This is a genomic window from Providencia sp. UF-183 (genome assembly GCF_058246155.1).
In genome coordinates, this window is record NZ_JBSICD010000004.1 from 1 (window position 1) to 23,395 (window position 23,395).

Below are 23,395 nucleotides of genomic sequence, written 5' to 3' on the forward strand. Positions count from 1 at the left end.
TACTCAGCAAATCCTCCAAATCAAGTAAAGCTCAGTTACTAAGTTGTGCTCAGGTAAGCTGGTTGCAGGTTCAGGCCAAAGGCTAAATCCGAAGGATTTAAATCCTGCACGACCCACCATCAAATCGAATACTCAGCAAATCCTCCAAATCAAGTAAAGCTCAGTTACTAAGTTGTGCTCAGGTAAGCTGGTTGCAGGTTCAGGCCGAAGGCTAAATCCGAAGGATTTAAATCCTGCACGACCCACCATCAAATCGAAATACTCAGCAAATCCTCCAAATTAAGTAAAGCTCAGTTACTAAGTTGTGCTCAGGTAAGCTGGTTGCAGGTTCAGGCCGAAGGCTAAATCCGAAGGATTTAAATCCTGCACGACCCACCATCAAATCGAAATACTCAGCAAATCCTCCAAATCAAGTAAACGCTCAGCCGCCAAGTTGTGCTCAGGTAAGCTGGTTATTTCATTCTTTTGGGTTTGTTCATTAAGCTTAGTGGCCATAAAACGTTCACAGGCCAAAGTAAATACATACTGAGTTGGTTTAGGCATTACGCCGCTTAAATTTTGTTATTATGGCTTGTTAAGTGAAAAATCCCTCTTAATGCTTATATATTTAATTTCAGATCCATTATTCTTTAAAGGAGCATCCAATATTGATCTTAATTTAATGCCGTAGGTTAAATATCCCTCAGAGGAATAGAATATGATTTAAAATGGCATATAATTAATATGGGTATTATAGGCGCTAAAAGAAAAGTGGCATGTTTTGGAGTTTAAATCTAATCATTTAAAAATTATCAATGTAAAATATTGGTCATCTTCTTTCGAAGATAAAAACATCAAAATTAAAATAAGATAATCTTATAGTGTTAATTTGTCATAATTTTGTGATGTTCATCAAGTAAAGTGAATAATAAACTTACTTAACGTTATGGTTTTGTTATGTTGAGCGTGGTGGATTGGTAAGTAATTATTTTGCTACTTTAAAAATTTAGCGTTTGCATTAATTGTAACAGACTATCTGCTTATGTATGTTATTGATATTTAATGTTGCTAAAAACTAGTAGAGGTAAAATTTATTAATTTTACTGTTATTTACAGATGCAAATGATATCTGCTTGTTTTTTATTCGTTAAATGATTGTTTCTATCAAAAATCATTAATATTGTTACTGTGTTAAATTATTCTGTTTATTTCCTTTATTTTTAGGTTATACATCGGTTAAACGCTGTTTTTTCAGTGTAATATTCCGATATTTTGATGTGTTACAAATATCACGTGTAATTTAATTGTAGATTCAAAAAATATAACCATATGATATTCAAGGTATAATTTAACATCTCCTGCAGTGGAATTACATTGTAATGTTCTGTTACATAATTGTAACGTCACTATAAGACTAGTTGAAACTAATTAGAAGGCTAGTATATCATTCCAATCGATATCTGCTGAATCGTCAGTATTATTATCAAAGCTATACTTATTATATAAAGATAAAAATAAAAACATGCAGTGATTTATCTGCTGATTTTTATTTCATTAATATAAATTGAAGCGAGAATGTTTATGAATACAAAATATCCTGTCGCTTGTGCAGTTGGACAAAAAATTAAAACACTAAGAAAAGCTCAAGGCTATACTGTTTTTCAGTTAGCTAAAGAGATAGATATTAGCGAGCAACAATTATTTCGTTATGAGCGCGGTGTAAACCGCATTGATATTGATTGTTTAGTTCGCGTATTAAAAGTCTTAGGTGTTAATATGGGTGAGTTTTTTAGCGAAGTGCTTCAAGATGATACCCGAACAGATGAAAGAAGAGAGACTAAAGGGTTTGATGACTCAATTTATACATTAGTATAATACGAGAAATTATATTGTCTCACAATGAAACCTAATTTAATTTTAGCTTCTTATTGTTTCAATTAAGAACATAAATTAAATGCACACTATAGTGTGTATTTCATTAAACAGAATAAATATATTTTTTATCTCTCATTCTGTGTAAGCTAAGAAATAAAAGCCTGTAATGGGCTTTTATTTTTTTATATGTAGTTATAATTGAAATTAAATTTATAATAAATAAAGAGTCACTGAGAATTGCATTTTAAACTTATTACAACTGCCTAAGGAAAATCAGCTTGGGCGCCTGTAATAGCAAAATAGAGCTGATAGTAAAACTACCAGCTGTAAATAATTAATGAAAACGGGCTTTTCGAGCTAGGTAATCACCAATAAATTGCATGCCTTGAACAATAACAACGAGTGTTACAACGGTAATGGCCATAGCCACGTTATCAAAACGTTGATAGCCATAATTTAAGGCGAGATCACCAACTCCACCACCTCCGACTGCACCTGCCATTGCTGTTGCACCGACTAAAGTAATGCTTGCCGCGGTTAAGCTCAGAATAAGCGAAGATTTAGCTTCTGGTAAAATGAAATGCCATACTATTTGCCAATTTGTCGCGCCCATTGAATCTGCTGCCTCAATAATTCCAGAGTGAACGCTTAAGAGCGAATTCTCAACTAATCGGGCAGTGTAGGGGGCAATAAAAATCACCAATGGGACAATTGCAGCGGTAGTACCTATAGATGTTCCAACCATAAAACGCGTTAATGGGATCATTGCCACCAACAAGATAATAAAAGGTAAAGACCGGATAATATTAATTATTGGATTGACAATGCGATATATGCTTTTATTCTCCCAAATGCCGTCAGGCCTTGTTATAACTAGCAATATTCCTAATAATATGCCAAATAGAGACCCAAGAACTAACGCAACGCTCACCATTGTGAAGGTTTCAGACATTGCCAGCAAAAACTGTTTGCTAGTTAAGGCTGTTTCAAATATTTCTGTCATATTGCCCCCTGATTAACAGCGACGCCACGCAGGCGTAAAAACTGAATAGCTTCTTCAATTTGTATTTTGTTGCCAATGAATTGCACGAACATGCTGCCAAGTACGACACCGCTAATCTCTTTCATATTGGCAAAGAGAATATTAATTTTAACGATCTCTTTTAAGATGAGTTCATTCACGACGGGTTCTTGAGCTGATGAACCTAGAAACTCAAGACGATAAATATCTTCTTGATGTTCTAAATTGTGCAGAACACGCTCAGGAATATCTTCATTTAAAACGGTACCAACAAACTTTTGTGTCGTTGGTTGTTTTGGATTAGCAAAAATATCTAATACCGTACCTTCTTCTACAATTTTACCCGCTTCCATCACCGCAACACGATTACATACTTGTTCTATGACCTCCATTTCGTGTGTCACAAGCAGGATAGTAATATTTTGCTCTCGACTGATTTTTTTTAATAGCAGCAAGATAGAGCGTGTTGTTTGGGGATCCAGTGCGGATGTTGCCTCGTCGCACAACAATATTTGGGGGTTATTGATAAGCGCACGGGCAATACCCACGCGTTGTTTTTGCCCACCCGATAACTGGCCTGGGTATTGGTGCTTTTTATCGCTTAGCTCAACATATTCAAGGATGTTATCAACTCGGCGATTGATCTCGTTCTTATCAAGCCCAAGTAAGACTAATGGCATGGCAATATTTTGAGCAACAGTTTTGGTTTCTAATAAATTAAAATGCTGAAAAATCATGCCAATACTTTTTTTATGGGCACGAATTTCAGCGGGGCTATGGAGCGCAATGTTCTGGCCATCAATTATAACGGCACCACTGGATGGTTTTTCTAATTGATTGACTAAGCGAATAAGTGAGCTTTTGCCAGCCCCGCTATAACCAATAAACCCAAAGATATCACCTTTATTGATATGCAAGTTAATGTCTTGCAACGCAACTAAAGATTGCCCATCTTTTTCATATACTTTTTGGACATTTTGAAATGTAATCATAGTTTACTCTACATTATCAGTTAGTTGCATACGTTCTGAAGGTAAAAGTGCTGGCTGCCACTCATCACCTAATAATTCAAACTCTTGGCTTGTTTTCACTAATTCGAGATGTGCTTCTCTATGAGCTAGGTATAACTGTGCTGCAATATGGTCAGCTAAACGTTCTGCACCTGTATTAGTTCCGGGGATCAGACCAATGACAGGCCCCATACTGAGAGATGCACTCAAATTAAAGCAATAAAATTGCTTTAGCTGTTCATTGTCAGCACTATTTTTGCCTTGTAATTCAAAATGCTCTCCTAAATAGGGGAGTGAGCCGAGTTCATTATTTTCTTCGCTGATTGGTGGGGTATAAGCATCAGCCCACGTTTTTATTAATGGGGTAATTTGGTTAAATGCAGGATGCTTGAACCAATTGATTCGATACCCTGTTGCAAGGATCAAATAATCTAAGGTGAATTTTTCGGTTGTCGTCGAAATATGGAGTTTTTTATCTTTTAATTCAATATGCTCAATCTGAGTATTAAAGTTAAAAAAAGCATTAGAATGTCGAGAAACCCGCAAAGTGCTGCCGTGCGGTGCTGGGGTTTTAGCTTTTGCGACATATTCAGCATAATGCCATTTCTGTGCATCTGTAAAATAAGCATAAGCATTCGAAAAGCCTGCACTTCCTGCGACTTTACCACGGTTTACTCGTGGCATATCTGCGGCTCGAATTAAAATTTCAACAGAATTTGCCCCATTTTCTAGCGCGGTGGCTGAACTGTCCATGGCACCTGCGCTATAGCCAACAACACCAATATCTAACCCTTTAAAACGGCGGTAATCGGTGCCTGCATATGAATGTTCCCAATAATGTTGTGGAATATTATCCATAAAACTGGGGATGCTCGGTTCGCTAAATGACTCCATACCCGTGGCTAAAATAACATGCTGTGCAATGTAATCTTTTGTGCCTTCAGGGGTATTAAAAACTAACTGGCTGCCATGATCGACCAAATGCAAGTCAATAAGTTCGTACTGGTTCAATACCTTCGGTGCTGTAATAGCTTTAAACCATTGCAGATATTCACCCCATTGAAGACGAGGAATTTTGTCTAACGCTTCCCATTTTTCATTGCCAAACTGCGCTTTAAACCATGCTTGGAATGTTAACGAAGGTGACGCTAAGGCTGGGCCAACAACCTGCTTAGGTGAACGCAGTGTTTCCATAAGAGCAGGTTTTTGCCAAGGACCTTCATTTCCAGCAATAGACTTATCAAAGACAATGGCATTAATACCGCGTAATTTGAGTGCGAATGCGGCGGTGACTCCCGACATGCCTGCACCAATAATGGCAACATCAATGCGTTGCTTGTTGATATCATTATCAGATAACGCCCAAGATGCGATTGGGATATTAAGATATTGCAAGTCTTGTGCAATTTGCGCTTCTAAAGCCGCTAAACCTGTGATCCTATCCATGAAATTATTCCTTATTCTCCGTTATTTCAAATGGTTCACCGAGGGAAAGCATCAAGCGATTTGCCCATGAGAAAAACGCAGTAGACTGAATTAAATCAAGTAATTCAAGTTCGGATAGCCCCAACTGGCGCAGTGTTGCGATTTGAGAACTAGCGGCCTGAATTGGCGTTGCTGATAAAGACGCAACGAGATCGGTTATTGCTAACAATCTATCATCAAAACCAGCCGCAAGAACTTCACCCATTGGGGTTGCTAAGAGCTTGTCAACATCGCCTCGGCGTTCTTTGGCATACTGACTGGCTTTGCGTGCATGAATAGATGCACAATAAATGCAACCATTCACTTTGCTGACAACCGCAGCTGCGAATTCACGTTCCCAACGGGGAAGGCCACCTGTGGTGTAAAAGACGCCTCGGTCGATTAAGGTTCGAATTTCTAAAATCTTGCTTTGGTGAGCAAGCAAAAGGAAGTATTCAGAATTTAATTGGCCAAACTTTTTCATCACTTGAGCTTCTTCATCGCTCAGCGTTTCAACTTCTCTAGCGGCTATCCAAGCTTCCCAACCTAAACTATCTTGCGTGAAGGCCGTTGGGGATGGATTGCCTTGGCGAGTTAAAGGCTGATGATTCCATTTACCTGCGACTATTTTTGCAGTATCGAATGGCTTAGCCTCTGATGCGGTCAGGAGATTAATACCTTCGACTAAGCGAGCTTGATAGGTGACAAAAGTAATTAATTGAGCAAGCAAAATTATGTCGCTATTTTCCCAGTCATTTTCGATTAAGTTTTCGATGAGTGAGAAATGAGTATCTTTTGGGGATAACGTTAATATTTGCAGATATTCCGCAGCAGCTTGTAAAGAAGGTGAAAGATTCTCAGTTTTTAGTGATGATGATTGTTGTGAATAAAAATCTGCTAATGCTTGGCTACCCGTCAATTTTGCAACTTGATGTGCAAAATGATAACGAACATCAACAGGGAATAGTGTTGATGGAACAGAGAAAATTTCGCTGTATGCGGCTTGGGTATTTAATGTTGCAGCTGAACGGTCTTGGCGGATTAACGCTAAATCGGAATCTGGTGGCAAGTGTGTCAGTGTATTAATTAAATCATTATTGAAAATGGTCATAGAGTAACTCTCTTTTTTTAAACGTTTTTTTATCCCCTTCATTACATATCAATCACATCATTTATCGAACGATCTGTTTGTTATATCCATATAACCTAAAAGAATTAAAACTACTTCTTATATTACTAACAAACTAAGTTATAACTATCTGATCTAAGAACAACCAAATTAATATGATTATACTGGCTGAAATATTTTCACAGGGTTGTTACAAATGCTAAAACAAAAATTAATAAATCTATCTTTAATCGCGGCAGCTGTTATTGCGCTTTCAGCATGTGGCGATAACAATGAAAAAGATAATCCAAATAAAAAACAAATCACGATAGGTTTTGGGGTTGGAAATTATATCGATCAAGTTGATAAAGGCATTGTCCCTATTTTAGAGAAAAAGGGATATAAGGTTAATTTGCGCCAATTTTCACAAAATAGGCAAATCAACCCAGCATTTGAAGAAGGTTCTATTGACGCATCGGTGAATCAAAGCCGTGCGTATATGGATGCTTATAACAAAAAGAATAATATTAATATGGTGGCACTAACTGATTCACCAAGTGCGCCGCAAAGTTTACGTTCTAATAAGCATAAATCAATTGAAGATGTTAAAGATGGTATGATTGTTGCGTTATCTAACGACCCTGTTAATGCAGAGCGCGGCGCGAGGATCCTTGAGCAATTAGGTTGGATTAAAATCAAACCTAATGTCAGTACACTGAGCTTTAGCGTTAATGATATTTCGTCAGGTAAATATAACTTAGATGTGCGTGAAACAGATGCTGCTCAAGGTTTAAGATTACTTGATGATGTTGATTTTGTAGTGGTAAATGGAAATTATGTCGCAAGTGCAGGCCAACGTATTGCCGACGGGTTAGTTGTTGAAAACTCACCGTTAGAGCACCGTGTTATTGTCACTGTAATGCAAAAAGACCTTGATTCTCAATGGGCTAAAGACTTAAAAGAGGCCTTTGAATCTAAAGAATATGCAGATTATATTCGTTCCCAGCGTATTTATGATGGCTTTATTGAGCCAGAAAGCTGGAATAAATACCCTAAATAAAATCCTAGTCTAATTTTTTATATTTTTGTTCTTATCTAGCCACTTATTATTGAATTAATAAGTGGCTTTCTTATAAATTAATATGAAATTTATTCTTATTAAATTTCTAGACAACATAATGTTTTTGCTGCTATTAAATAGTTAAGTAACACAACAAAAAATACAACTTCATAAAAAGACAGAACAAAATCAACCTGACAGGGGAAAAATATGAGTCACGAACTGATTGATGCATTTAATATTATAAAACAGAAGAAATGGGTTGATTTAACACACAGCTTTGATGGCAACTCACCACACTTCTTTATGTTTGATTCAGCAGAGTTTAAAACCTTATTTGGTTATCCCGAAGGTTTCTTTGCTCAGCAATTTACCTTTCCGGGCCAATATGGTACGCACATTGATGCACCATGCCATTTTGTTGAAGGCAAACGTTTTTTGCATGAGTTAGAGCTAAAAGAGCTTGTCTTACCTTTAATTGTTATTGACCAGTCTGAAAGAGCGAAACACGATCCAAACTTTGCCTTTTCTCTTAATGATGTGCTGGTTTTTGAAGAGCAACACGGCAAAATCGAAGCTGACAGCTTTGTCGCGTTAAGAACAGATTGGAGCAAACGTTGGCCATCACAAGAGTTGATGGATAATAAAGATGTTGAAGGTAACAACCAAATTCCAGGCTGGGGAATGGATGCGTTAAAATTCTTATTTGAAGAGCGTGGTATTAAAGCAATTGGACATGAAACGTTTGATACCGATGCTGCGAAGGATTTTCGAAAAAATAATGCATTACTGGGTGAATATTACGTTTTAGAACAAGATACTTACCAAGTGGAGTTACTGGCAAACTTGGACAAAGTACCGACTCGCGGGGCAGTTATTTTTAATATTGTGGCTAAACCTAATAATGCGAGCGGATTTCCTGTGCGCTCATTTGCCATCCTTCCCTAAATATTGAAGTTTTATTACCAGCCATCATGAAGTATGGCTGGTGATAAACTGCAATTATTCCTACAAGACTAATACTACCCAGATTGCGGCTAAGAGCATGCATAACGCGGCAACAATGCCTCCCGATTTTGCAAACTCACTAAACGATATTTTCACACCATAAGCCGCAGCTTGTTCAACAACAATAATACCGGCAAGGCTACCAAAAACTAATAAATTGCTTGAAAAACCAGAGCCAAGTACTAATGCAGCACCAAGCGAATCTGCATTTCCATCAGGTGTTAAAAATGGTACAAGTAGCATGACGGAGGGGTTATTTCCTACGATTGTGCTGAGCACACCAGTCACTAAGAACAATGCCAGAGGGTTATTTAAATCGACACCATGAGCACGTAAATCATTGAGGAGTTGCTGAGGAATTCCTGTTGACGCAAAGGCCGCATTAACGACAAATAATCCCATAATTAAGAGTAATAAATTCCCATCGACTAATTTAAGCATATCGCTAGATGCAATTGAACGGTTCAATAATAAGAACCCTGCGGCAGTAAGGGCAATTAATTCTCTAGGAATATCGCTAATGATAAATGCGATAATAACGGCAAATGTAATAATCCCTGCCTTGGTTGTTTCCCATACATTTAATGTTTCTTGAGTTGTTGGTGCTTTTGTTTGCATTTCATCCTTAGCAATGTACCAGCGATTGCGGTACAACCAAACGAGGACTAGCCATGTAATGGGTAACGAAATTAAGGCAGGGATTGCTGAGGCTTCTAATAAACCGACAAATGAGATGTCGAGTCCTTGAGCTGCAATCATATTCTGCGGGCTGCCAATTAATGAGCCAGCAGCACCGTTATTTGCTGCGAAACAAAAGCCTAATAAAAATGGGATAGGGTTTAAACCACGGGATAAGCTAATTGAAACTAATAATGGTGTCATGGCAACAACCACGACATCATTAGTTAATAGAGCAGAAAGGATCCCGCCAACACCGATTAATACCGCTAAAAGTGCCGGAGGAGAAACCTTTAACATCGCAACTCGGTTCGCTGTCCAGCTATAAAAGCCAGATACAACAAACGATGCAGATACCACCATTAAACCGAATAACATGCCAATTGTTCGATAATCAATGGCATTCCAAGCATGTGGTGGGGTAATACTACCGATAGCCATCATGGCTAAGGCGCCAATAACAGCAGCTCCCGTTCTGTCTACTTTAAAACCGGGCAACTTACCAAAGCCCATAGCAATATAAACCAAAAGAAAAACAATAATGGTTAAAGTCATTGTGTTCACATTTTAATGAATAAATTTAAGGATAATTTATCGGTGAATATCTTTTGAATCAAGGTTAAATATTCTTTTGATAATAATAAGTTGCAGTAAATCTTATTCTCAATCATCGCAAAAAGATAGAAAATTTAAAATAAGATGAATGCTAAGCCGACATATTCAGCTCAATATTCATTTCATTTGTGCTTTTTTGAAATATTCAGCGAGTGAAAATTAATTACAAAACTAAATCCAACAACAGTAAAAAGGCTAATTTAGCTTTTAAGAGATCTAAAAAATCGTGAATATGAAAATAATTCGTGATCAAGATCTCTATTCTGAAAATTAAGTTAAGGATTCCAGTGTGACTAAAGTCACATTTTTTGTTTATTTTGATTAAAAAATCGTCTTTGTAGTAAAGCCACACTGCATATTTGTGAAGCTGATCAATATTTATGAGGGGATAGATAGGGTATTTGGGTGATGTTCATCACATAAAGCCCGCGTGGTACGCATCTGACAAAGGTCATGTTAGAGTGAAAGTGTCGAAAAATTCACTAACGTTATTTGGCGATAACGTTACAACCTTATCGTTCTCGTACCACGGGGTTCTATCATGGTAACATCAAATATCAAATTAAAGGTACAGAATTTTGGGCGTTTCCTCAGTAATATGGTCATGCCTAATATCGGTGCTTTCATTGCGTGGGGTTTAATTACCGCGCTCTTTATCCCTACGGGCTGGTGGCCAAATGAAACATTGGCACAGCTTGTCGGCCCAATGATCACCTATTTATTACCGCTGCTCATTGGCTATACGGGCGGGCGCCTAGTTGGCGGTGAGCGCGGGGGGATTGTTGGGGCAATTACCACTATGGGGGTGATTGTTGGTGCCGACATGCCAATGTTTATGGGGGCAATGATAGCAGGGCCACTCGGTGGTTTTGCAATTAAACGCTTTGACCGTTGGATTGATGGCAAAGTGAAAACTGGCTTTGAAATGCTTGTGAATAACTTTTCATCTGGCATTATCGGCATGCTTTTGGCAATACTCGCATACCTTGCTATAGGTCCACTGGTTGCTGGTCTATCTAAAGTATTGGCAGCGGGCGTTAACGTGATGGTGGAAAACAACTTACTGCCGCTGACATCAATATTTGTTGAACCTGCAAAAATTCTCTTTCTAAACAATGCGATAAATCACGGGATTTTTTCCCCATTAGGCATTCAGCAAGCCACTGAAACAGGTGCTTCTATTTTCTTCTTAATTGAAGCAAATCCAGGTCCAGGACTAGGTGTGTTACTTGCATATATGTTTTTCGGTAAGGGAAATGCAAAACAATCAGCACCCGGGGCTGCAATCATCCACTTTTTTGGTGGGATACACGAAATCTATTTTCCATATGTTTTAATGAATCCGCGCTTAATTCTTGCCGTTATTCTGGGGGGCATGACAGGCGTGTTTGTGATGAACTTATTCCATGCTGGTTTAGTATCGCCAGCCTCTCCAGGGTCAATCTTTGCAGTTTTACTGATGACACCAAAATCATCATTAATTGGTGTTATTTTATCCGTCACGAGTGCAACAGTCGTTTCCTTCTTAGTTTCTGCAATCTTATTAAAAAGAACCCGTGTTGGTGATGATGATGAATTAGATAATGCGACGAAAAAAATGCGTGATATGAAAACGCAGTCTAAATCATCAAATAAAGAGGCAACGAATAACCATTCAAGCGTTAATCTTGCAAATGTGCAAAATATCATTGTTGCTTGTGATGCCGGTATGGGCTCGAGTGCTATGGGGGCAGGTGTATTAGCTAAAAAAGTTCGTGATGCAGGGCTATTTGATATTAATGTCACCAATATGGCTATTAATGACCTTCCTGCGGATGTTGATATTGTTATCACTCATAAAGACCTCACTGAAAGAGCTAAAACATTTGCACCTAATGCAATGCATATTTCTTTAGCAAATTTCTTAGACGGTCAAACGTATAATGATCTCGTCACTAATTTAATTGCGAAAAAGCATCCTACTGCTGCAAATGACGGGCGTTTAATTAAGCAGACTATTGTAGCCGCAAATGACGAATCTTTTGATGTTGAAGATAAAGATGAAGCATTGTTTACACTCAGTGCTAAGCATATTCATTTAAATTTATCGGCGAAAAATAAAATACAAGCAATCCAATTTGCAGGGCAAAAATTAGTTGAAGGTGGATATGTTGAGCCTGACTATATTGATGCGATGTTGGCGAGAGAAAAATTAACGTCAACCTACCTTGGTGAGTCCATTGCAGTCCCACATGGAACCATTGAAGCGAAAGACCGTGTTTTAAAAACTGGCATTGTTATTTGCCAATATCCAGATGGTGTGCAATTTGGGGATGAACCCGATGAAATTGCTCGCCTCGTTATTGGTATAGCAGCACAAAATAATGAGCATATTGAAGTGATTACACGAATTACCTCAGCACTGGATGAGGATGGTGTTATCGAGAAATTGTGTAATACCCAAAATATTCAAGAAGTGCTCGAAATTTTAGCATCACAAAGTGCAGCGTAAGGAGAATAACAATGAAAGTCATTCATTTTGGTGCAGGAAATATCGGTCGTGGTTTTATTGGAAAAGTACTCGCAGATGCGAATTCACAACTTACATTTACCGATGTTAACCAACCTTTAATTGATCAATTAGAGCATCAACAGTCGTATCAGGTACATGTTGTTGGTCAAGAAAGTCGTATTGAAAAAGTGCAGCATGTGCACGCAATTAATTCTAATGACCCAAAGACAATCGAATATATCGCTACTGCGGATATGGTAACAACTGCAGTCGGCCCGCAAATCCTTGAAAAGATAGCAGGGACTTTAGCGCAAGGTATTACGTTAAGAAATACGTTAAATAACCAAAAACCACTCAACATTATAGCATGTGAAAATATGGTAAGAGGGACAAGCCAATTAAGGCAGCATGTTCTTGCACAATTGCCTGTAGAAATACATGGGTGGGTTGAACAACATATTGGTTTTGTCGACTCGGCGGTTGACCGTATTGTTCCTCCTATGGATGCGGCAAACGATGACCCTCTTTCGGTCACCGTCGAATCATTCAGTGAGTGGATTGTCGACAAAACACAATTTGTTGGCAATATTCCGAGCATTGATGGGATGGAGCTAACGGATAATTTAATGGCATTTGTTGAGCGCAAACTATTCACGTTAAATACAGGTCATGCGATTACTGCTTACCTAGGTCAGTTATATGGGCATCAAACAATTAGTGATGCTATTAATGACCCTAAAGTTCATGCTGTTGTAAAAGCAGCTATGGAAGAAAGCGGGCGAGTTTTAATTCAGAGATATGGATTTAACGCCGATAAGCACCAGCAATATATTGAAAAAATATTAAGCCGTTTTGCAAACCCCTATTTAAAGGATGATGTTAGCCGAGTAGGGCGTCAACCTATCCGTAAACTCAGCCCAGAAGATAGGTTGATTAAACCGTTACTAGGGACGTTTGAGTACCAATTACCTAATAATAATCTGATAATTGGTATTGCAGCTGCGCTTCATTTTAGGTGCTCTAATGATCCTCAGGCCATTGAGCTAGTTGAATTAATTAACGAAAATGGCATCTATCAGGCTACTATGGAGCTATGCGGTTTGCAGCAATACCCTGCCATTGTTGATAAAATTTGTACTCAATATGAGTTAATAAAGTTGAGTAATAAACAATAATTCGGGTAATAGGCTAATTATTGAGGTTCAATCACTTTATGGTTATTAGCGAATGAATATTAAGCAGGTGGCCATAAAGTGACAAAAAAAATTATTATGGAAAATAAGCAAGACATTGAAAATCATATCCTTGAGCGGTTAAACCAACGGCCTGAAATTCATTTATTTATTCAGGAGGTTATAACGCTAATTTCTCAAGCAATTGATAAGTTAATGTTAAAAGTATTTAGGAAGGATGATTATGCTGTAAAATATGCAGTTGAGCCTCTTTTGACAGGTAATGGACCATTAGGTGATTTATCTGTGCGTTTGAAACTGTTATTTGCTTTGGGGGCCATAACGCGTGAAACCTATGAAGATATTGAATTATTTCTAGCATTAAATGATTCTTTATCTTTCCAAGAATTAAAATTAGATTATATTGATGATGAAATAATCGGCAGTATTAAAATGTTGCACTGCATGGGTCCATTACCTGAAATGATGCGTTTTGATCAGCCTGAAGATATGGTAGATAAACAGCTAATTGATTTGCAAAAGCAGCGCTATCAGCAAATGGTCAAGTCGTCTTTGGTGTTATCTGTTGCTGATTTAATCGCACAAATACTAGAAACTGATGTTTTTTAATCAACGATTGGATTTATAATTTTTTTCTCTAAAAGCTTCGCTTATCTATTTACTTCATTATATAAATATGTTTGAAATACAAGTATGTATAATCGAACTTAATATGGTTTAAACATGAATATTATTATTACTCATGAAGTCACTCAAGAAGATAGAGATGAATTACTTACAGGGCTGCGTAGCTATAACACCCAGTATTTAGATGCTTCCCGCTTTGGTCAATTAGGCGTGTATTTTAAAGATGGTGATGGTGTGATGCAGGGCGGCTTAATTGCGACAGTAAGAGCTAATTGGTTATGTATTGATTATTTATGGGTAAGTGAATCAGCGAGAAAAGAAGGGATAGGTAGTCAATTAATGCAAACAGCTGAACTTGAGGCGTCGAAAATAGGCTGTCTTCATGCTTTGGTTGATACTTTTAGTTTTCAAGCACTGCCATTTTATCAAAAATTAGGTTATATCCAGCAAATGTCCCTGCCAGATTTCCCCGAAACAGGAATGCAATCTCATTATTTGACTAAAATGAATTTAAAATAAATTTTTGATTGTTTTCACTACTCACATTTGAAAACAATCTACTCCATTTGTTTGGATATTTTTATTAGCACTAGCGGATGGGTCAACAGGTAAATTTAATTGATTTATCCAGCATGCTAGACTTTGTTTTGCATTTAATCTTATCCCAGCATTTTTATCATGAACTGAGCGAATGTTTATTGTTGAGTATTCCATCAGTTTATTATCCACAAAGATAAATACTCTGTCAGCTTTCTGGTTCGGTTGTTCAGCTAATAACTGGTCGGCATAAAAGAATAAATCATACTGGCCCCGAGTGGCTGAACTCTTAGGTATCCCTTCAATGTGAATGACTTCAGCTTTACTCATTCCAGAAATAACGACTAAAGACGGCTCTTCTTTTGTGCAAGCTAAAAGCAAAAGAGGCAAAAAAAGAAGAATGACAATTTTTTTCATTGAGTATTATCCAGTAAATACGCGTAACAGAATTGATAATAGAAGGTTCTATTCATGATCAAAATGATTAGATGAAAAATAGGATTTTTCTACTCGCAGCGATTCAATCAGCCATTTTTTGCGTTATATTTCTTCACATTGACTTTCAATATTCACTCGGCGGGCTACGATATAAATGATTAAGTGGCGTAGGTATGGTCGATTAGGTATATTGACTTAAACTTTTAATTGGTAATTTAAATGAATGAATCAAGCGGTTTGATAATTGCAGAAACGATAATTAATGTAAACAGCATCATGTTTTCAGATAATGCATTCTTTCTGCCTATCTATATTTTCAGAGCAGTAAATATCATTTATCAGGTGCATTTATTAATGTGATTTCCGTTAACATTGTATATTTGAGGGGGGAGCTCAACATTAGGTTAAATGGTGATTGCGAAAGCGACAAGAGTTACATAGATTGCAGATAAGACCAAGGTCACGCCTATGATTGTTCTAGCGAAGAGGCAGAAAACACTACTCGGTGGTGATTTTGGAAATAGAGCTGAAAAGCTCCAATAAGCAAGCCACAGGAGTAAAAAGGCAGCAAATAAAAGATAAATAACGGTAAATGACACTACGTATGCCCCAATCTTTAAGTTAGGTAGATGATTGCTATGATGCAACGTACGCTATGATCATACCAAGCATACACATGATGACTATAAGGCATATTCCAGCGATAACTCGAATAAAAGACCAGAAAGTATTGGTTCGGCCTATATTCCAAAAGCAAAAAAATACTGCAATTCCTAATATGATTTCATAAATAATCAGTTCAGCCATGACGACGCACACATCCATATGATTAAGTGATTAACAATATACATAAGTCAAATATCAATAGCTATCAATTAAAGACTAAAGTTCTATCGACCACAATAACTTTTTGATTAGCATTTCCATTCGTGGATGATAGCTAACGGTAACCATTTTTTCTTTGCCTGCGTTTTCACCTTCTTTTATCGTTTTAATTTCATTGAGGATGAACTGATACTTATCAGATGTTATTACGTATTTACCTAATTTAATTTCCATTGTTATTCTCCGCATCCTTCATTAATAAATAAATTTCCATAGCAATTCGATAATAATTATCACCGTTAATTGCTATGCAATGGTTGTTAAATTGACGAGCTGACCAAATGTTATTAACTCGAACCATACTGATGCCGTTATCAATAATAATCGGCATTGATTGCAGCTTCCTTGCTGAAATATCGCCTATTCCTAGTTGGCGAGCAATAAACTTTCACCACCTCGGTAGTTACAGGCATGGTTATATCCTTTGGTTAAATCATATAAATAGCGTAGCGTAGGTAGGTGAGCCCAATGGGAGCGAATGGGATATCATCTGAGAAGTCCATCGGTGGCTCATTCTGCGGCATTTGTTGCTGTGGTTTTCGAAAATTCTGGCTTCCTGACTGATTGCTGTTACCGCCAAAATCCAACTGGTTAACGATAATTACTGGTGCTGATTTCTTCTCTCCATTCTGGCTTGTCCACTCTTTCATGACGAACTCACCAGTTATACGCGATGGGTTGATAGGAATGTAATCAAAGAAACAAAGCGTATGGGTTTTGAAATTAAGGAGGGGGAATACGCAAACTTTCGTGAAGTAAGAGAGGTTAAGCGCATAGCCTGCAAAACCTGCAATGGAAAAGGCGAGATTAGTCACTCGTACAGATGCAATAGGCGTGGCTATCCTCGATGATTTCCAAGCAGGCGGCATTGCTCGTAATGTTTATAAATGCTTACTTATGAAGCACGAATATATAGTGTGCGATAATTTACGAACTATAGGCGGCGGTTCTTTGTGGGTGTCTGGTATGACTAGTATTGGTGAAGTAAGAATTTATGACATGATCAAAAAGAAATTTATTGATGTGTTATCAAATACTGGATGCGGGCATAAAGGTATCATTCCATGGAGCGCGGAAGGGCTATCTCAGTCGGATATAGCCAAATGGGAGCCAAGAAAGTTATCAATGGACTCCTGTCACCATATAGTAAACATTATCAGCAAAGATAGAATTTACAGTAATGACTAATGTAATGTATTAACAACCCACCCACTCCGGTGGGTTTTTTATTGCCTGAAATATATAGGTTGATCAGAATGCACTCTGTAGCCTTGATGTTTTCATATATTGAAAGTGTTTTGCTTTCAGTTTGTTTATGTGTGTAATTTATTGTGTATTTGTAATCCAATTATTGAAAGAGAAAATATGGATTATTTATTGCATTCACTCCTGCATTTAAACTGTCAAAAAATAAAAATTACTAAAAAACATTATTAATCAATGGGATATGTATTTATTTAAGGCTGTTTGGCTGCATTGGTAATTTAACTCACCACACAAGATTATGATTAGCAGTTAGTAACAAAATAAGTAGTCATTTTCTTTATTTATATCGCAATTACACCTATATTGAGTTAAATAATTAAACAGTGGCATTAAATATAATGCATAACTAGAAGAAATGACGATATGAAAAAAAGAGTGCTACTTATAGCAACCTTATTTGCTGTTGCTATGCAAAGCTATGCTATCGAACTTAAGGTTCCGATCGGGGCAAGAGGTTATCTGGGGGAAGTTCAGCCCCCTGTTGCATCAGTATCTACCTACTTACAGACAGCATCAGACCTTGAGGCGAATACCATTCACTATCAAATAAGTTTACGGTGGTGGGGCGTTCTTGGTGAATTGGAGTATTTTCCTGAAATAAATACATCAGGTATTCAGTTTGTCAATACGACTAATCCAGACAGTGGGTCAATCGTGTTAACTATCAATGGAACTTTAAATGCATCATTTTTACGTTATGATGGGAAAACGATGCAGAATGTAACAGCGACATTGGTTAATGGAAAAAATGTTAGCATGAATGGGCTATATAGATTCCAAAATGAATACACAAGGTCTGAAGCGGCATGGGGAATAGCGCCAAAATTAGGAAGCAAAAATTTTTTCAAACATACATATAATGATAAGATAAACCCGGCCGTATTCACAGTTTCAAGTTACTCAGCTTATGCGATTGGTGGTGGCCTAAAGCCTGGTGTGTATAAAATTAATCCGAGTTATATTGGTGTGACTCTAATCGCTTCAGGATGGGGGTTCACAGAAAGTGCCCCGCTGTTTGACCAAAGTAGTAATGTGACAATAACAGCACTAAAAAGTTGCAAGTTGACACCTTCAACACAGACAAATATCCAATACCCCACACAGTTAAGCCAGAACTACCCTACACCGAAAAACTTAGCGAGTGAACAAGCGGTTGTGCAAGTGAGCTGCTATGAAGCAGGAAAGGAAGGTTTTTTAACTCTGGGGCCTATGAATCCAATGGTGACAGGAAGCACTACAGGGATGGTGTTAACGAGTTCAGAAAGTAATGCAGGTGACTTGCCTTATATTGCAACATCGGCGACAAGCCAAGGTGATAGCGTGTGTAATGCTAACTCATCAGATGCAATCCCTTATTTAGGTAGCCAATCAATTTCGACGATACCGGGCAAAGACTTTACGAAATCGCTCTTTTTCAATCTTTGTGCGAACGGTAATATTAAGCCGGGTAAATATAAAGGTGCGATTAACGTCTCTGTATTGGTAGAGTAGCAGCGTTAACTCAATCAAAAATCAGACCTGCTTCGGCAGGTTTTTTTGTTATGAGCATCGATTAAGGATATACCCAAGACTCTGGTTTATTATAAATACCACATTCATCATCCATGACTTTAGCATTTAGTTTTTTTGCGATTTCTAGCATTTTTATATAGAGAGCAGTATCAGGCCATGTGGTATAAACTCTACCGTTATCCCACTCAAGCCAAGGCTCATCATAGGTGCTATTTCCGATCCATATTGCATTAAATTCACCGTTAATAGCATTTATTTTTAGCTCAGGGTCTTGCTCAACAAGAGCTATCCACTCGTCGCTACTGATTGGATTGCTTTCACTATCAAACCAGCATTCAGCACGAGTAATATGAAATTCAACGCCCATACAGTCATCCTTATTAAATTGGTGGGAAATAAAATATCACTTAAATATATAATCTGAAAGTGTGCTTTGCTTCAATTTGCACTCCCGCTAAGCTAACATTACTGAAACTAATTGATGGGATGGTGAGATGAAAGGATACATAGCTGCTAGCTTGCTAATGATGATGTGCTTTGGTTTTAATGCGCACTCTAGCAATAGCATTGACTCATTAGCATCAGATGGGAACAGGTCTGATTATGGCGATTGGGATTTTATTTATGCTGAAAAAATGAGTTATGAGTTATGTAAGCTGTCGGCAGAGGTCATTTACGTATCTGGCACAATCAACCATAACATGACATCAGTGACTAATTTTGAACACGCGTACACATCAATGACACGTACACCAAAGCATGTAGTTAGGATTGATTGCAACGGCCATGGTGGAAATATAATGATATTGACCGCTGATTATATTGCTCAATAGTTAATCTAGCCCGTCCTTGGGCTGTGATTCGCTCTCTATATAAACATTATGCCCCATATCACACATTACGCCTCTTAACTGAGGTCTTTTGCTTTGTTATAAACAAGAACAGTAACACTTCCCCTAAAACAAATGGTTAAATCTCTCTCATTAATTTATGGGGGATTTATGACCGAAGATGAACAAAATAAAAAGAACGACGCTCAATTGAATTCGTTCTTTCGCTCAGTCACTAAAGAGAAGTTTTCTGAGTTTATGCAGCTAAAAGGCGTTGACATCCTAACCTGCAAGATGTGCGGTAGTGACAAAATATCAATGCCAGCAATAAGGCATGTCTCAGAAGATGGCTCTCCATCTCATCTAATACCAACAAGGGTAAAACAGTTAGATTTCAATAGTGATTATTTTTTGACTAACTATACTTACAGGGTATTATGCGCGAACAACCGCAGGAGCTTCACTTTGTTAATTACCCAGTACAAACGTCGATAAACAGCAGCGTAGTAACTTGGACTGGATCGGTAATCTGCCGCAAGCTGTTTAATGAAGATGACGAGTTTGGTGATTTAATTGTTGAGATACCGCCGAGAGATTGGGGCTTGCTAGATATCGTCGTCACAGAGCAATTACCACGATGCAAGGGGGAGAATGAAGTTAAGAGAGTACCGAGCGCAACGACCGATGCGTACATTCTACGAAACAATTCAATTCTATCACCCCTCATTCGGAAACATTCACTTAGTCAGTTTGCAGATAGAGCCTAAAGTTTTGGGTGGCGTTGAGTATCAGCAGTGTAACTTTGAGCTAGCAGAGAGCCAGTAAAGCAAAACACCGATTATCGATACTTCGGTTAAGTTTAGCCGGGCCGCACAGGACTTTAAGAAGCAACTGAAGAAATGGAAGTCTAATACGAGAATGAAACCAATATCCGCTTGCGAGTTGATGAAAATGGCATCACTGAAGGACTAGCGCGCACGCCTAATAAGATAGTTTTGCAGGGCTGTAGAAATCGCTATCAGGCAATGGATAGAGCCCAATGGTTAGAAGCTTTTCTTTTTTATCGAATCGGTATATTAAACGTCAAGATTTAGCACCGGTTGTTGATATATTAAGATATAAGTCGCCACCATCCGCAAGCTTGTACGGCTTATCTTGCGCTTTCGCTGCTTCTACTTGTTTAACATTTAGCTTCATAGAGGGTATTGAGTGTGAGTAAAATATACGATACCACCAATACTACCCCCGAAAATTTGTTTATAGCAGTATAGATTGGTTTAGCTCAGTTTAGTGTGGATGATTGTTACGCTTGGTTTTATGAGGGTTTTGTTTAGGTGGGAATAGGTCGGTTGAGTCTATTGTGGTGTCCCCTGCAGGAATCGAACCTGCAACTAGCCCTTAGGAGGGGCTCGTTATATCCATTTAACTAAGGGGACTTTGAGCTTATTACTAAGCAGGGTTTGCATTTTACTGTCCACTTCCAATGGAATCAAGTTGTTACGGTGAATTAATTCAATTTATTGTGAAGATCGTTTTTTTGTTTGTTTTTTCGTACTAGTTTTGTCTAATAACTATTTCAGTTGCTGGTTTTATTTTGCTATGACTATAATCAATAGATGCGTGAAAGTTAACGTAAATTTAACAAGCTATGGGAAAATGTTAAGTGCAAAACTAGCTTAATTATCGGTCAATATTGAATTTTGGAGTGGGGAAATGCCAGAGATCGCTACATTATTTGCTTTTGGTCTAATTGCTCTTGGAATGGTATTAACGCCGGGTCCGAATATGATTTATTTAGTTTCTCGGTCTATTTGCCAAGGTCGACAAGCTGGGTTTATTTCACTTGCAGGTGTCGCACTCGGATTTGTTTTTTATATGTTATGCGCGGCCTTTGGTATCACCGCTTTTATCTTTGCAATTCCTTATGCGTATGATGTGTTACGAATTGCAGGGGCGATGTACTTGCTCTATTTAGCGTGGCAGGCAGTTAAGCCTAATGGGCGTTCAGCTTTCCAACTCCAAATATTGGATATCGATAGCCCTAGAAAACTTTTTATGATGGGGTTTTTAACGAATATCGCTAATCCTAAAATCGCGATTATGTATTTATCTTTACTGCCGCAATTTATTACACCAGATCATGGCAGTGTGTTGGTGCAATCAATGATATTAGGAACAATCCAAATATTGGTTAGCTTAACAATCAATGGGCTTATCGTGATTACAGCGGGAGCTATTTCATTATTACTGACTCGTCGTCCAACGTGGCAGTTAATTCAACGGTGGCTAATGGGGACAGTTTTGGCTGGGCTAGCCATCAAGATACTGGTTGAATCCAAAAAATAATTGTAAGGAGGAGTGTGGTCATGCGGCTTATTCTTTCATTTGATGTTTTTCAATTTGATAATTGATTTCTTAATTTACAGAAATATAAAGTAATGGTTTTTGTGCTAATTGCTCATAATTCTTATAATAATGGCATGATTAACTAGGGTATAATTAAAAGTTCATCTGTATAATCACTCAAAACGGTTAACAAAATTAATTTTTTCACCTTATTATTATCAAATTCGTGAATATTGTGGAAAGTACCATAGCAGGACGGTGCAGGGAATGGAGAGGGTGTTATGAAGTTTCGCATGACTAGCGTTTTTCTAGCGGGTGTATTAATTGCAGGTTGTGCAAGTAATATTGACCCGGATACGCAAGAACGTTCAGACCCATTAGAGGGTTTTAACCGAGCAATGTTTAATTTCAACTACAATGTTTTAGACCCTTATGTCTTAAGACCTGTTGCTGTAGCTTGGAATGATTATGTTCCTATGCCTGCGCGTAATGGCTTATCCAACTTCTTTGTTAACCTTGAAGAACCCGCGAGTATGCTGAATAGTTTCTTGCGCGGGGAAGTGACTCAAGGTTTTAAACACTTTAACCGCTTCTTCCTAAATACTGTCTTTGGTATGGGTGGGTTGATTGATGTGGCAACAATGGCAAACCCGCAGTTAGCCAAAGAAGATCCTAAACGTTTCGGTAATACACTTGGCTACTATGATGTCGGTTATGGCCCTTATGTCGTTTTACCCGGATATGGGAGCGCAACACCACGTGAGGAAGGTGGGGATTTAGCGGATGGTTTATACCCAATGTTAAGTTACCTGACATTTTGGATGTCCGCTGGTAAATGGGCGCTTGAAGGGATAGAAACAAGAGCACGACTGCTGGATTCAGATGGATTACTTAAAAACTCTTCAGACCCGTACTTGATGATGCGTGAAGCTTACTTCCAACGAAATGATTTCTTATCAAATGGCGGCGTATTGAAAGCAACTGAAAACCCAAATGCGGCTGCGATTGAAGGGGATCTTGATTCGATTGATTAATTTAGTGAATTGACTCAGGAAGGTTTATCACTCTCTTGTCTGTATTAAAACGTGAGAGTGATAAATTAACAGCTAGTCATTGTCTCGCTTTCCTCGTTGGGTAACAGTGTCAATCAAGGCGATTACCCCTAACACCCCAATAAATCCTACTGTAAATAATGTTCCCATAAAACCTCCTACGTTTTTGTCATTGTGGCCTCTTTTGTACTTTTACTGCGAATGTATCGCATTAATAATACAGTTTGATGAATGGATACGTATTTTTTGTGTATCTGTATTCTAAAATATGTGTATAGATTGTGCTTGCAAATAAGAACATTCAGAGAAAGAAAGGTAATCTAATGAAATATAAAAGGAATTATCTTAAAAGAAGCTTATAAGGCTAATTTTCAACGTGAAAACAGTTGTTAGAATGCAA

General features: G+C 37.8%; 24 protein-coding genes, 1 tRNA gene and 2 pseudogenes. 15 read left to right on the plus strand and 12 right to left on the minus strand.

All coding sequences use genetic code 11. The features are described from left to right. Positions 1–378: 378 nt before the first annotated feature. Positions 379–543, minus strand: coding sequence for a hypothetical protein (locus tag AC4IFT_RS04305; RefSeq protein ID WP_490750698.1), 165 nt, complete (start codon positions 541–543; stop codon positions 379–381). Positions 544–1,560: 1,017 nt separating this feature from the next. Between AC4IFT_RS04305 and AC4IFT_RS04310 the strand changes: the two genes are divergently transcribed. Beyond that, positions 1,561–1,854: a helix-turn-helix domain-containing protein gene (locus tag AC4IFT_RS04310; RefSeq protein ID WP_490731477.1), complete on the plus strand. Its 294-nt coding sequence runs from the start codon at positions 1,561–1,563 to the stop codon at positions 1,852–1,854. Positions 1,855–2,188: 334 nt separating this feature from the next. Here AC4IFT_RS04310 and AC4IFT_RS04315 read toward each other — a convergent pair whose 3' ends face one another. Genes AC4IFT_RS04315 through AC4IFT_RS04330 form a run of 4 tightly spaced genes read right to left on the minus strand, consistent with a single transcriptional unit; the run spans position 2,189 to position 6,460 of the window. Next, complete coding sequence (locus tag AC4IFT_RS04315) at positions 2,189–2,857, minus strand: methionine ABC transporter permease (protein WP_490731475.1); 669 nt, start codon at positions 2,855–2,857, stop codon at positions 2,189–2,191. Beyond that, the gene (locus tag AC4IFT_RS04320; RefSeq protein WP_490750699.1) at positions 2,854–3,867 is read right to left on the minus strand and encodes a methionine ABC transporter ATP-binding protein; all 1,014 of its coding nucleotides are present in this window, start codon (positions 3,865–3,867) and stop codon (positions 2,854–2,856) included. The genes AC4IFT_RS04315 and AC4IFT_RS04320 overlap by 4 nt, the downstream gene beginning before the upstream one ends. A gap of 3 nt (positions 3,868–3,870) precedes the next feature. Further along, positions 3,871–5,331 carry an NAD(P)-binding domain-containing protein gene (locus tag AC4IFT_RS04325; protein WP_490750700.1) on the minus strand — a complete coding sequence of 487 codons (1,461 nt, stop codon included), beginning with the start codon at positions 5,329–5,331 and terminating at the stop codon, positions 3,871–3,873. 4 nt (positions 5,332–5,335) lie between these two features. Next, entirely contained in the window at positions 5,336–6,460 is a 1,125-nt protein-coding gene (locus tag AC4IFT_RS04330; RefSeq protein ID WP_490750701.1) for a CMD domain-containing protein, read from the minus strand. A 214-nt stretch (positions 6,461–6,674) separates the two neighbouring features. On the opposite strand from AC4IFT_RS04330, the gene AC4IFT_RS04335 reads away from it, so the two are divergent. Both AC4IFT_RS04335 and AC4IFT_RS04340 read left to right on the plus strand, forming a co-directional pair. Continuing rightward, complete coding sequence (locus tag AC4IFT_RS04335; protein ID WP_490731467.1) at positions 6,675–7,517, plus strand: MetQ/NlpA family ABC transporter substrate-binding protein; 843 nt, start codon at positions 6,675–6,677, stop codon at positions 7,515–7,517. 210 nt (positions 7,518–7,727) lie between these two features. After that, the gene (locus AC4IFT_RS04340) at positions 7,728–8,465 is read left to right on the plus strand and encodes a cyclase family protein (RefSeq protein WP_490750702.1); all 738 of its coding nucleotides are present in this window, start codon (positions 7,728–7,730) and stop codon (positions 8,463–8,465) included. 60 nt (positions 8,466–8,525) lie between these two features. On the opposite strand, the gene AC4IFT_RS04345 is transcribed toward AC4IFT_RS04340, so the two are convergent. Then, positions 8,526–9,758 carry an ArsB/NhaD family transporter gene (locus AC4IFT_RS04345; protein WP_490731463.1) on the minus strand — a complete coding sequence of 411 codons (1,233 nt, stop codon included), beginning with the start codon at positions 9,756–9,758 and terminating at the stop codon, positions 8,526–8,528. 601 nt (positions 9,759–10,359) lie between these two features. Between AC4IFT_RS04345 and AC4IFT_RS04350 the strand changes: the two genes are divergently transcribed. The 4 genes from AC4IFT_RS04350 (at position 10,360) to AC4IFT_RS04365 (ending at position 14,648) form a co-directional block, all read left to right on the plus strand. After that, the gene (locus tag AC4IFT_RS04350; protein WP_490731461.1) at positions 10,360–12,309 is read left to right on the plus strand and encodes a PTS mannitol transporter subunit IICBA; all 1,950 of its coding nucleotides are present in this window, start codon (positions 10,360–10,362) and stop codon (positions 12,307–12,309) included. An 11-nt stretch (positions 12,310–12,320) separates the two neighbouring features. Then, positions 12,321–13,484 (plus strand): mannitol-1-phosphate 5-dehydrogenase, encoded by a 1,164-nt coding sequence (locus AC4IFT_RS04355; RefSeq protein WP_490731459.1) that lies wholly within the window; start codon positions 12,321–12,323, stop codon positions 13,482–13,484. A 78-nt stretch (positions 13,485–13,562) separates the two neighbouring features. Beyond that, entirely contained in the window at positions 13,563–14,111 is a 549-nt protein-coding gene (locus tag AC4IFT_RS04360; protein ID WP_490731457.1) for an MltR family transcriptional regulator, read from the plus strand. Between the two features lie 114 nt (positions 14,112–14,225). Further along, complete coding sequence (locus tag AC4IFT_RS04365; protein ID WP_490731455.1) at positions 14,226–14,648, plus strand: GNAT family N-acetyltransferase; 423 nt, start codon at positions 14,226–14,228, stop codon at positions 14,646–14,648. Positions 14,649–14,669: 21 nt separating this feature from the next. Here AC4IFT_RS04365 and AC4IFT_RS04370 read toward each other — a convergent pair whose 3' ends face one another. From AC4IFT_RS04370 to AC4IFT_RS04380, 3 genes are all read right to left on the minus strand, one after another. Continuing rightward, entirely contained in the window at positions 14,670–15,083 is a 414-nt protein-coding gene (locus AC4IFT_RS04370; protein WP_490731453.1) for a hypothetical protein, read from the minus strand. Positions 15,084–15,986: 903 nt separating this feature from the next. Continuing rightward, positions 15,987–16,163, minus strand: coding sequence for a hypothetical protein (locus AC4IFT_RS04375; RefSeq protein ID WP_490731451.1), 177 nt, complete (start codon positions 16,161–16,163; stop codon positions 15,987–15,989). A 254-nt stretch (positions 16,164–16,417) separates the two neighbouring features. Next, on the minus strand, positions 16,418–16,639 hold the full coding sequence (locus AC4IFT_RS04380) for a hypothetical protein (protein WP_490750703.1): 222 nt from the start codon (positions 16,637–16,639) through the stop codon (positions 16,418–16,420). A 142-nt stretch (positions 16,640–16,781) separates the two neighbouring features. On the opposite strand from AC4IFT_RS04380, the gene AC4IFT_RS04385 reads away from it, so the two are divergent. After that, on the plus strand, positions 16,782–17,177 hold the full coding sequence (locus tag AC4IFT_RS04385) for a hypothetical protein (protein ID WP_490750704.1): 396 nt from the start codon (positions 16,782–16,784) through the stop codon (positions 17,175–17,177). A gap of 441 nt (positions 17,178–17,618) precedes the next feature. Beyond that, a complete protein-coding gene (locus AC4IFT_RS04390; RefSeq protein WP_490750705.1) occupies positions 17,619–18,746 on the plus strand; it encodes a hypothetical protein in 1,128 nt (375 codons plus the stop codon). A 61-nt stretch (positions 18,747–18,807) separates the two neighbouring features. On the opposite strand, the gene AC4IFT_RS04395 is transcribed toward AC4IFT_RS04390, so the two are convergent. Continuing rightward, complete coding sequence (locus AC4IFT_RS04395) at positions 18,808–19,134, minus strand: hypothetical protein (protein WP_490731447.1); 327 nt, start codon at positions 19,132–19,134, stop codon at positions 18,808–18,810. A 127-nt stretch (positions 19,135–19,261) separates the two neighbouring features. Between AC4IFT_RS04395 and AC4IFT_RS04400 the strand changes: the two genes are divergently transcribed. The 4 genes and pseudogenes from AC4IFT_RS04400 to AC4IFT_RS04415 all read left to right on the plus strand — a co-directional run bounded on the left by AC4IFT_RS04400 (position 19,262) and on the right by AC4IFT_RS04415 (position 20,422). Further along, positions 19,262–19,600, plus strand: coding sequence for a hypothetical protein (locus tag AC4IFT_RS04400; protein WP_490731445.1), 339 nt, complete (start codon positions 19,262–19,264; stop codon positions 19,598–19,600). 168 nt (positions 19,601–19,768) lie between these two features. After that, positions 19,769–20,092, plus strand: coding sequence for a hypothetical protein (locus tag AC4IFT_RS04405; protein ID WP_490750812.1), 324 nt, complete (start codon positions 19,769–19,771; stop codon positions 20,090–20,092). After that, positions 20,044–20,235: pseudogene (locus AC4IFT_RS04410) on the plus strand (hypothetical protein); the annotation flags it as partial. The gene AC4IFT_RS04405 and the pseudogene AC4IFT_RS04410, both read left to right, overlap by 49 nt. A 13-nt stretch (positions 20,236–20,248) precedes the next feature. Then, a complete protein-coding gene (locus AC4IFT_RS04415) occupies positions 20,249–20,422 on the plus strand; it encodes a hypothetical protein (protein ID WP_490731508.1) in 174 nt (57 codons plus the stop codon). A 261-nt stretch (positions 20,423–20,683) separates the two neighbouring features. On the opposite strand, the pseudogene AC4IFT_RS04420 reads toward AC4IFT_RS04415, so the two are convergent. Both AC4IFT_RS04420 and AC4IFT_RS04425 read right to left on the minus strand, forming a co-directional pair. Beyond that, positions 20,684–20,794 (minus strand): annotated as a pseudogene (locus AC4IFT_RS04420) (Arm DNA-binding domain-containing protein); the annotation flags it as partial. 164 nt (positions 20,795–20,958) lie between these two features. Continuing rightward, positions 20,959–21,033: transfer RNA gene (locus AC4IFT_RS04425), tRNA-Arg, on the minus strand. Positions 21,034–21,310: 277 nt separating this feature from the next. Here AC4IFT_RS04425 and AC4IFT_RS04430 point away from each other — a divergent pair. Next, positions 21,311–21,943 carry a LysE family translocator gene (locus AC4IFT_RS04430; protein ID WP_490731443.1) on the plus strand — a complete coding sequence of 211 codons (633 nt, stop codon included), beginning with the start codon at positions 21,311–21,313 and terminating at the stop codon, positions 21,941–21,943. 281 nt (positions 21,944–22,224) lie between these two features. Next, the gene (gene mlaA, locus AC4IFT_RS04435; protein WP_206082411.1) at positions 22,225–22,977 is read left to right on the plus strand and encodes a phospholipid-binding lipoprotein MlaA; all 753 of its coding nucleotides are present in this window, start codon (positions 22,225–22,227) and stop codon (positions 22,975–22,977) included. Positions 22,978–23,395 lie beyond the last annotated feature (418 nt).

Excerpts from the sequence above, each read along its gene's own strand:
- AC4IFT_RS04365 (WP_490731455.1), top strand. The coding sequence starts at position 14,226 with ATGAATATTATTATTACTCATGAAGTCACTCAAGAAGATAGAGATGAA.
- AC4IFT_RS04345 (WP_490731463.1), bottom strand. The coding sequence starts at position 9,758 with ATGACTTTAACCATTATTGTTTTTCTTTTGGTTTATATTGCTATGGGC.
- AC4IFT_RS04380 (WP_490750703.1), bottom strand. The coding sequence starts at position 16,639 with ATGAAAGAGTGGACAAGCCAGAATGGAGAGAAGAAATCAGCACCAGTA.
- AC4IFT_RS04375 (WP_490731451.1), bottom strand. The coding sequence starts at position 16,163 with ATGGAAATTAAATTAGGTAAATACGTAATAACATCTGATAAGTATCAG.
- AC4IFT_RS04315 (WP_490731475.1), bottom strand. The coding sequence starts at position 2,857 with ATGACAGAAATATTTGAAACAGCCTTAACTAGCAAACAGTTTTTGCTG.
- AC4IFT_RS04355 (WP_490731459.1), top strand. The coding sequence starts at position 12,321 with ATGAAAGTCATTCATTTTGGTGCAGGAAATATCGGTCGTGGTTTTATT.
- AC4IFT_RS04415 (WP_490731508.1), top strand. The coding sequence starts at position 20,249 with ATGAAGTTAAGAGAGTACCGAGCGCAACGACCGATGCGTACATTCTAC.
- AC4IFT_RS04340 (WP_490750702.1), top strand. The coding sequence starts at position 7,728 with ATGAGTCACGAACTGATTGATGCATTTAATATTATAAAACAGAAGAAA.
- AC4IFT_RS04390 (WP_490750705.1), top strand. The coding sequence starts at position 17,619 with ATGAAAAAAAGAGTGCTACTTATAGCAACCTTATTTGCTGTTGCTATG.
- mlaA (WP_206082411.1), top strand. The coding sequence starts at position 22,225 with ATGAAGTTTCGCATGACTAGCGTTTTTCTAGCGGGTGTATTAATTGCA.
- AC4IFT_RS04395 (WP_490731447.1), bottom strand. The coding sequence starts at position 19,134 with ATGGGCGTTGAATTTCATATTACTCGTGCTGAATGCTGGTTTGATAGT.
- AC4IFT_RS04350 (WP_490731461.1), top strand. The coding sequence starts at position 10,360 with ATGGTAACATCAAATATCAAATTAAAGGTACAGAATTTTGGGCGTTTC.
- AC4IFT_RS04400 (WP_490731445.1), top strand. The coding sequence starts at position 19,262 with ATGAAAGGATACATAGCTGCTAGCTTGCTAATGATGATGTGCTTTGGT.
- AC4IFT_RS04330 (WP_490750701.1), bottom strand. The coding sequence starts at position 6,460 with ATGACCATTTTCAATAATGATTTAATTAATACACTGACACACTTGCCA.
- AC4IFT_RS04305 (WP_490750698.1), bottom strand. The coding sequence starts at position 543 with ATGCCTAAACCAACTCAGTATGTATTTACTTTGGCCTGTGAACGTTTT.
- AC4IFT_RS04310 (WP_490731477.1), top strand. The coding sequence starts at position 1,561 with ATGAATACAAAATATCCTGTCGCTTGTGCAGTTGGACAAAAAATTAAA.
- AC4IFT_RS04320 (WP_490750699.1), bottom strand. The coding sequence starts at position 3,867 with ATGATTACATTTCAAAATGTCCAAAAAGTATATGAAAAAGATGGGCAA.
- AC4IFT_RS04335 (WP_490731467.1), top strand. The coding sequence starts at position 6,675 with ATGCTAAAACAAAAATTAATAAATCTATCTTTAATCGCGGCAGCTGTT.
- AC4IFT_RS04405 (WP_490750812.1), top strand. The coding sequence starts at position 19,769 with ATGACCGAAGATGAACAAAATAAAAAGAACGACGCTCAATTGAATTCG.
- AC4IFT_RS04370 (WP_490731453.1), bottom strand. The coding sequence starts at position 15,083 with ATGAAAAAAATTGTCATTCTTCTTTTTTTGCCTCTTTTGCTTTTAGCT.
- AC4IFT_RS04430 (WP_490731443.1), top strand. The coding sequence starts at position 21,311 with ATGCCAGAGATCGCTACATTATTTGCTTTTGGTCTAATTGCTCTTGGA.
- AC4IFT_RS04325 (WP_490750700.1), bottom strand. The coding sequence starts at position 5,331 with ATGGATAGGATCACAGGTTTAGCGGCTTTAGAAGCGCAAATTGCACAA.
- AC4IFT_RS04385 (WP_490750704.1), top strand. The coding sequence starts at position 16,782 with ATGGAAAAGGCGAGATTAGTCACTCGTACAGATGCAATAGGCGTGGCT.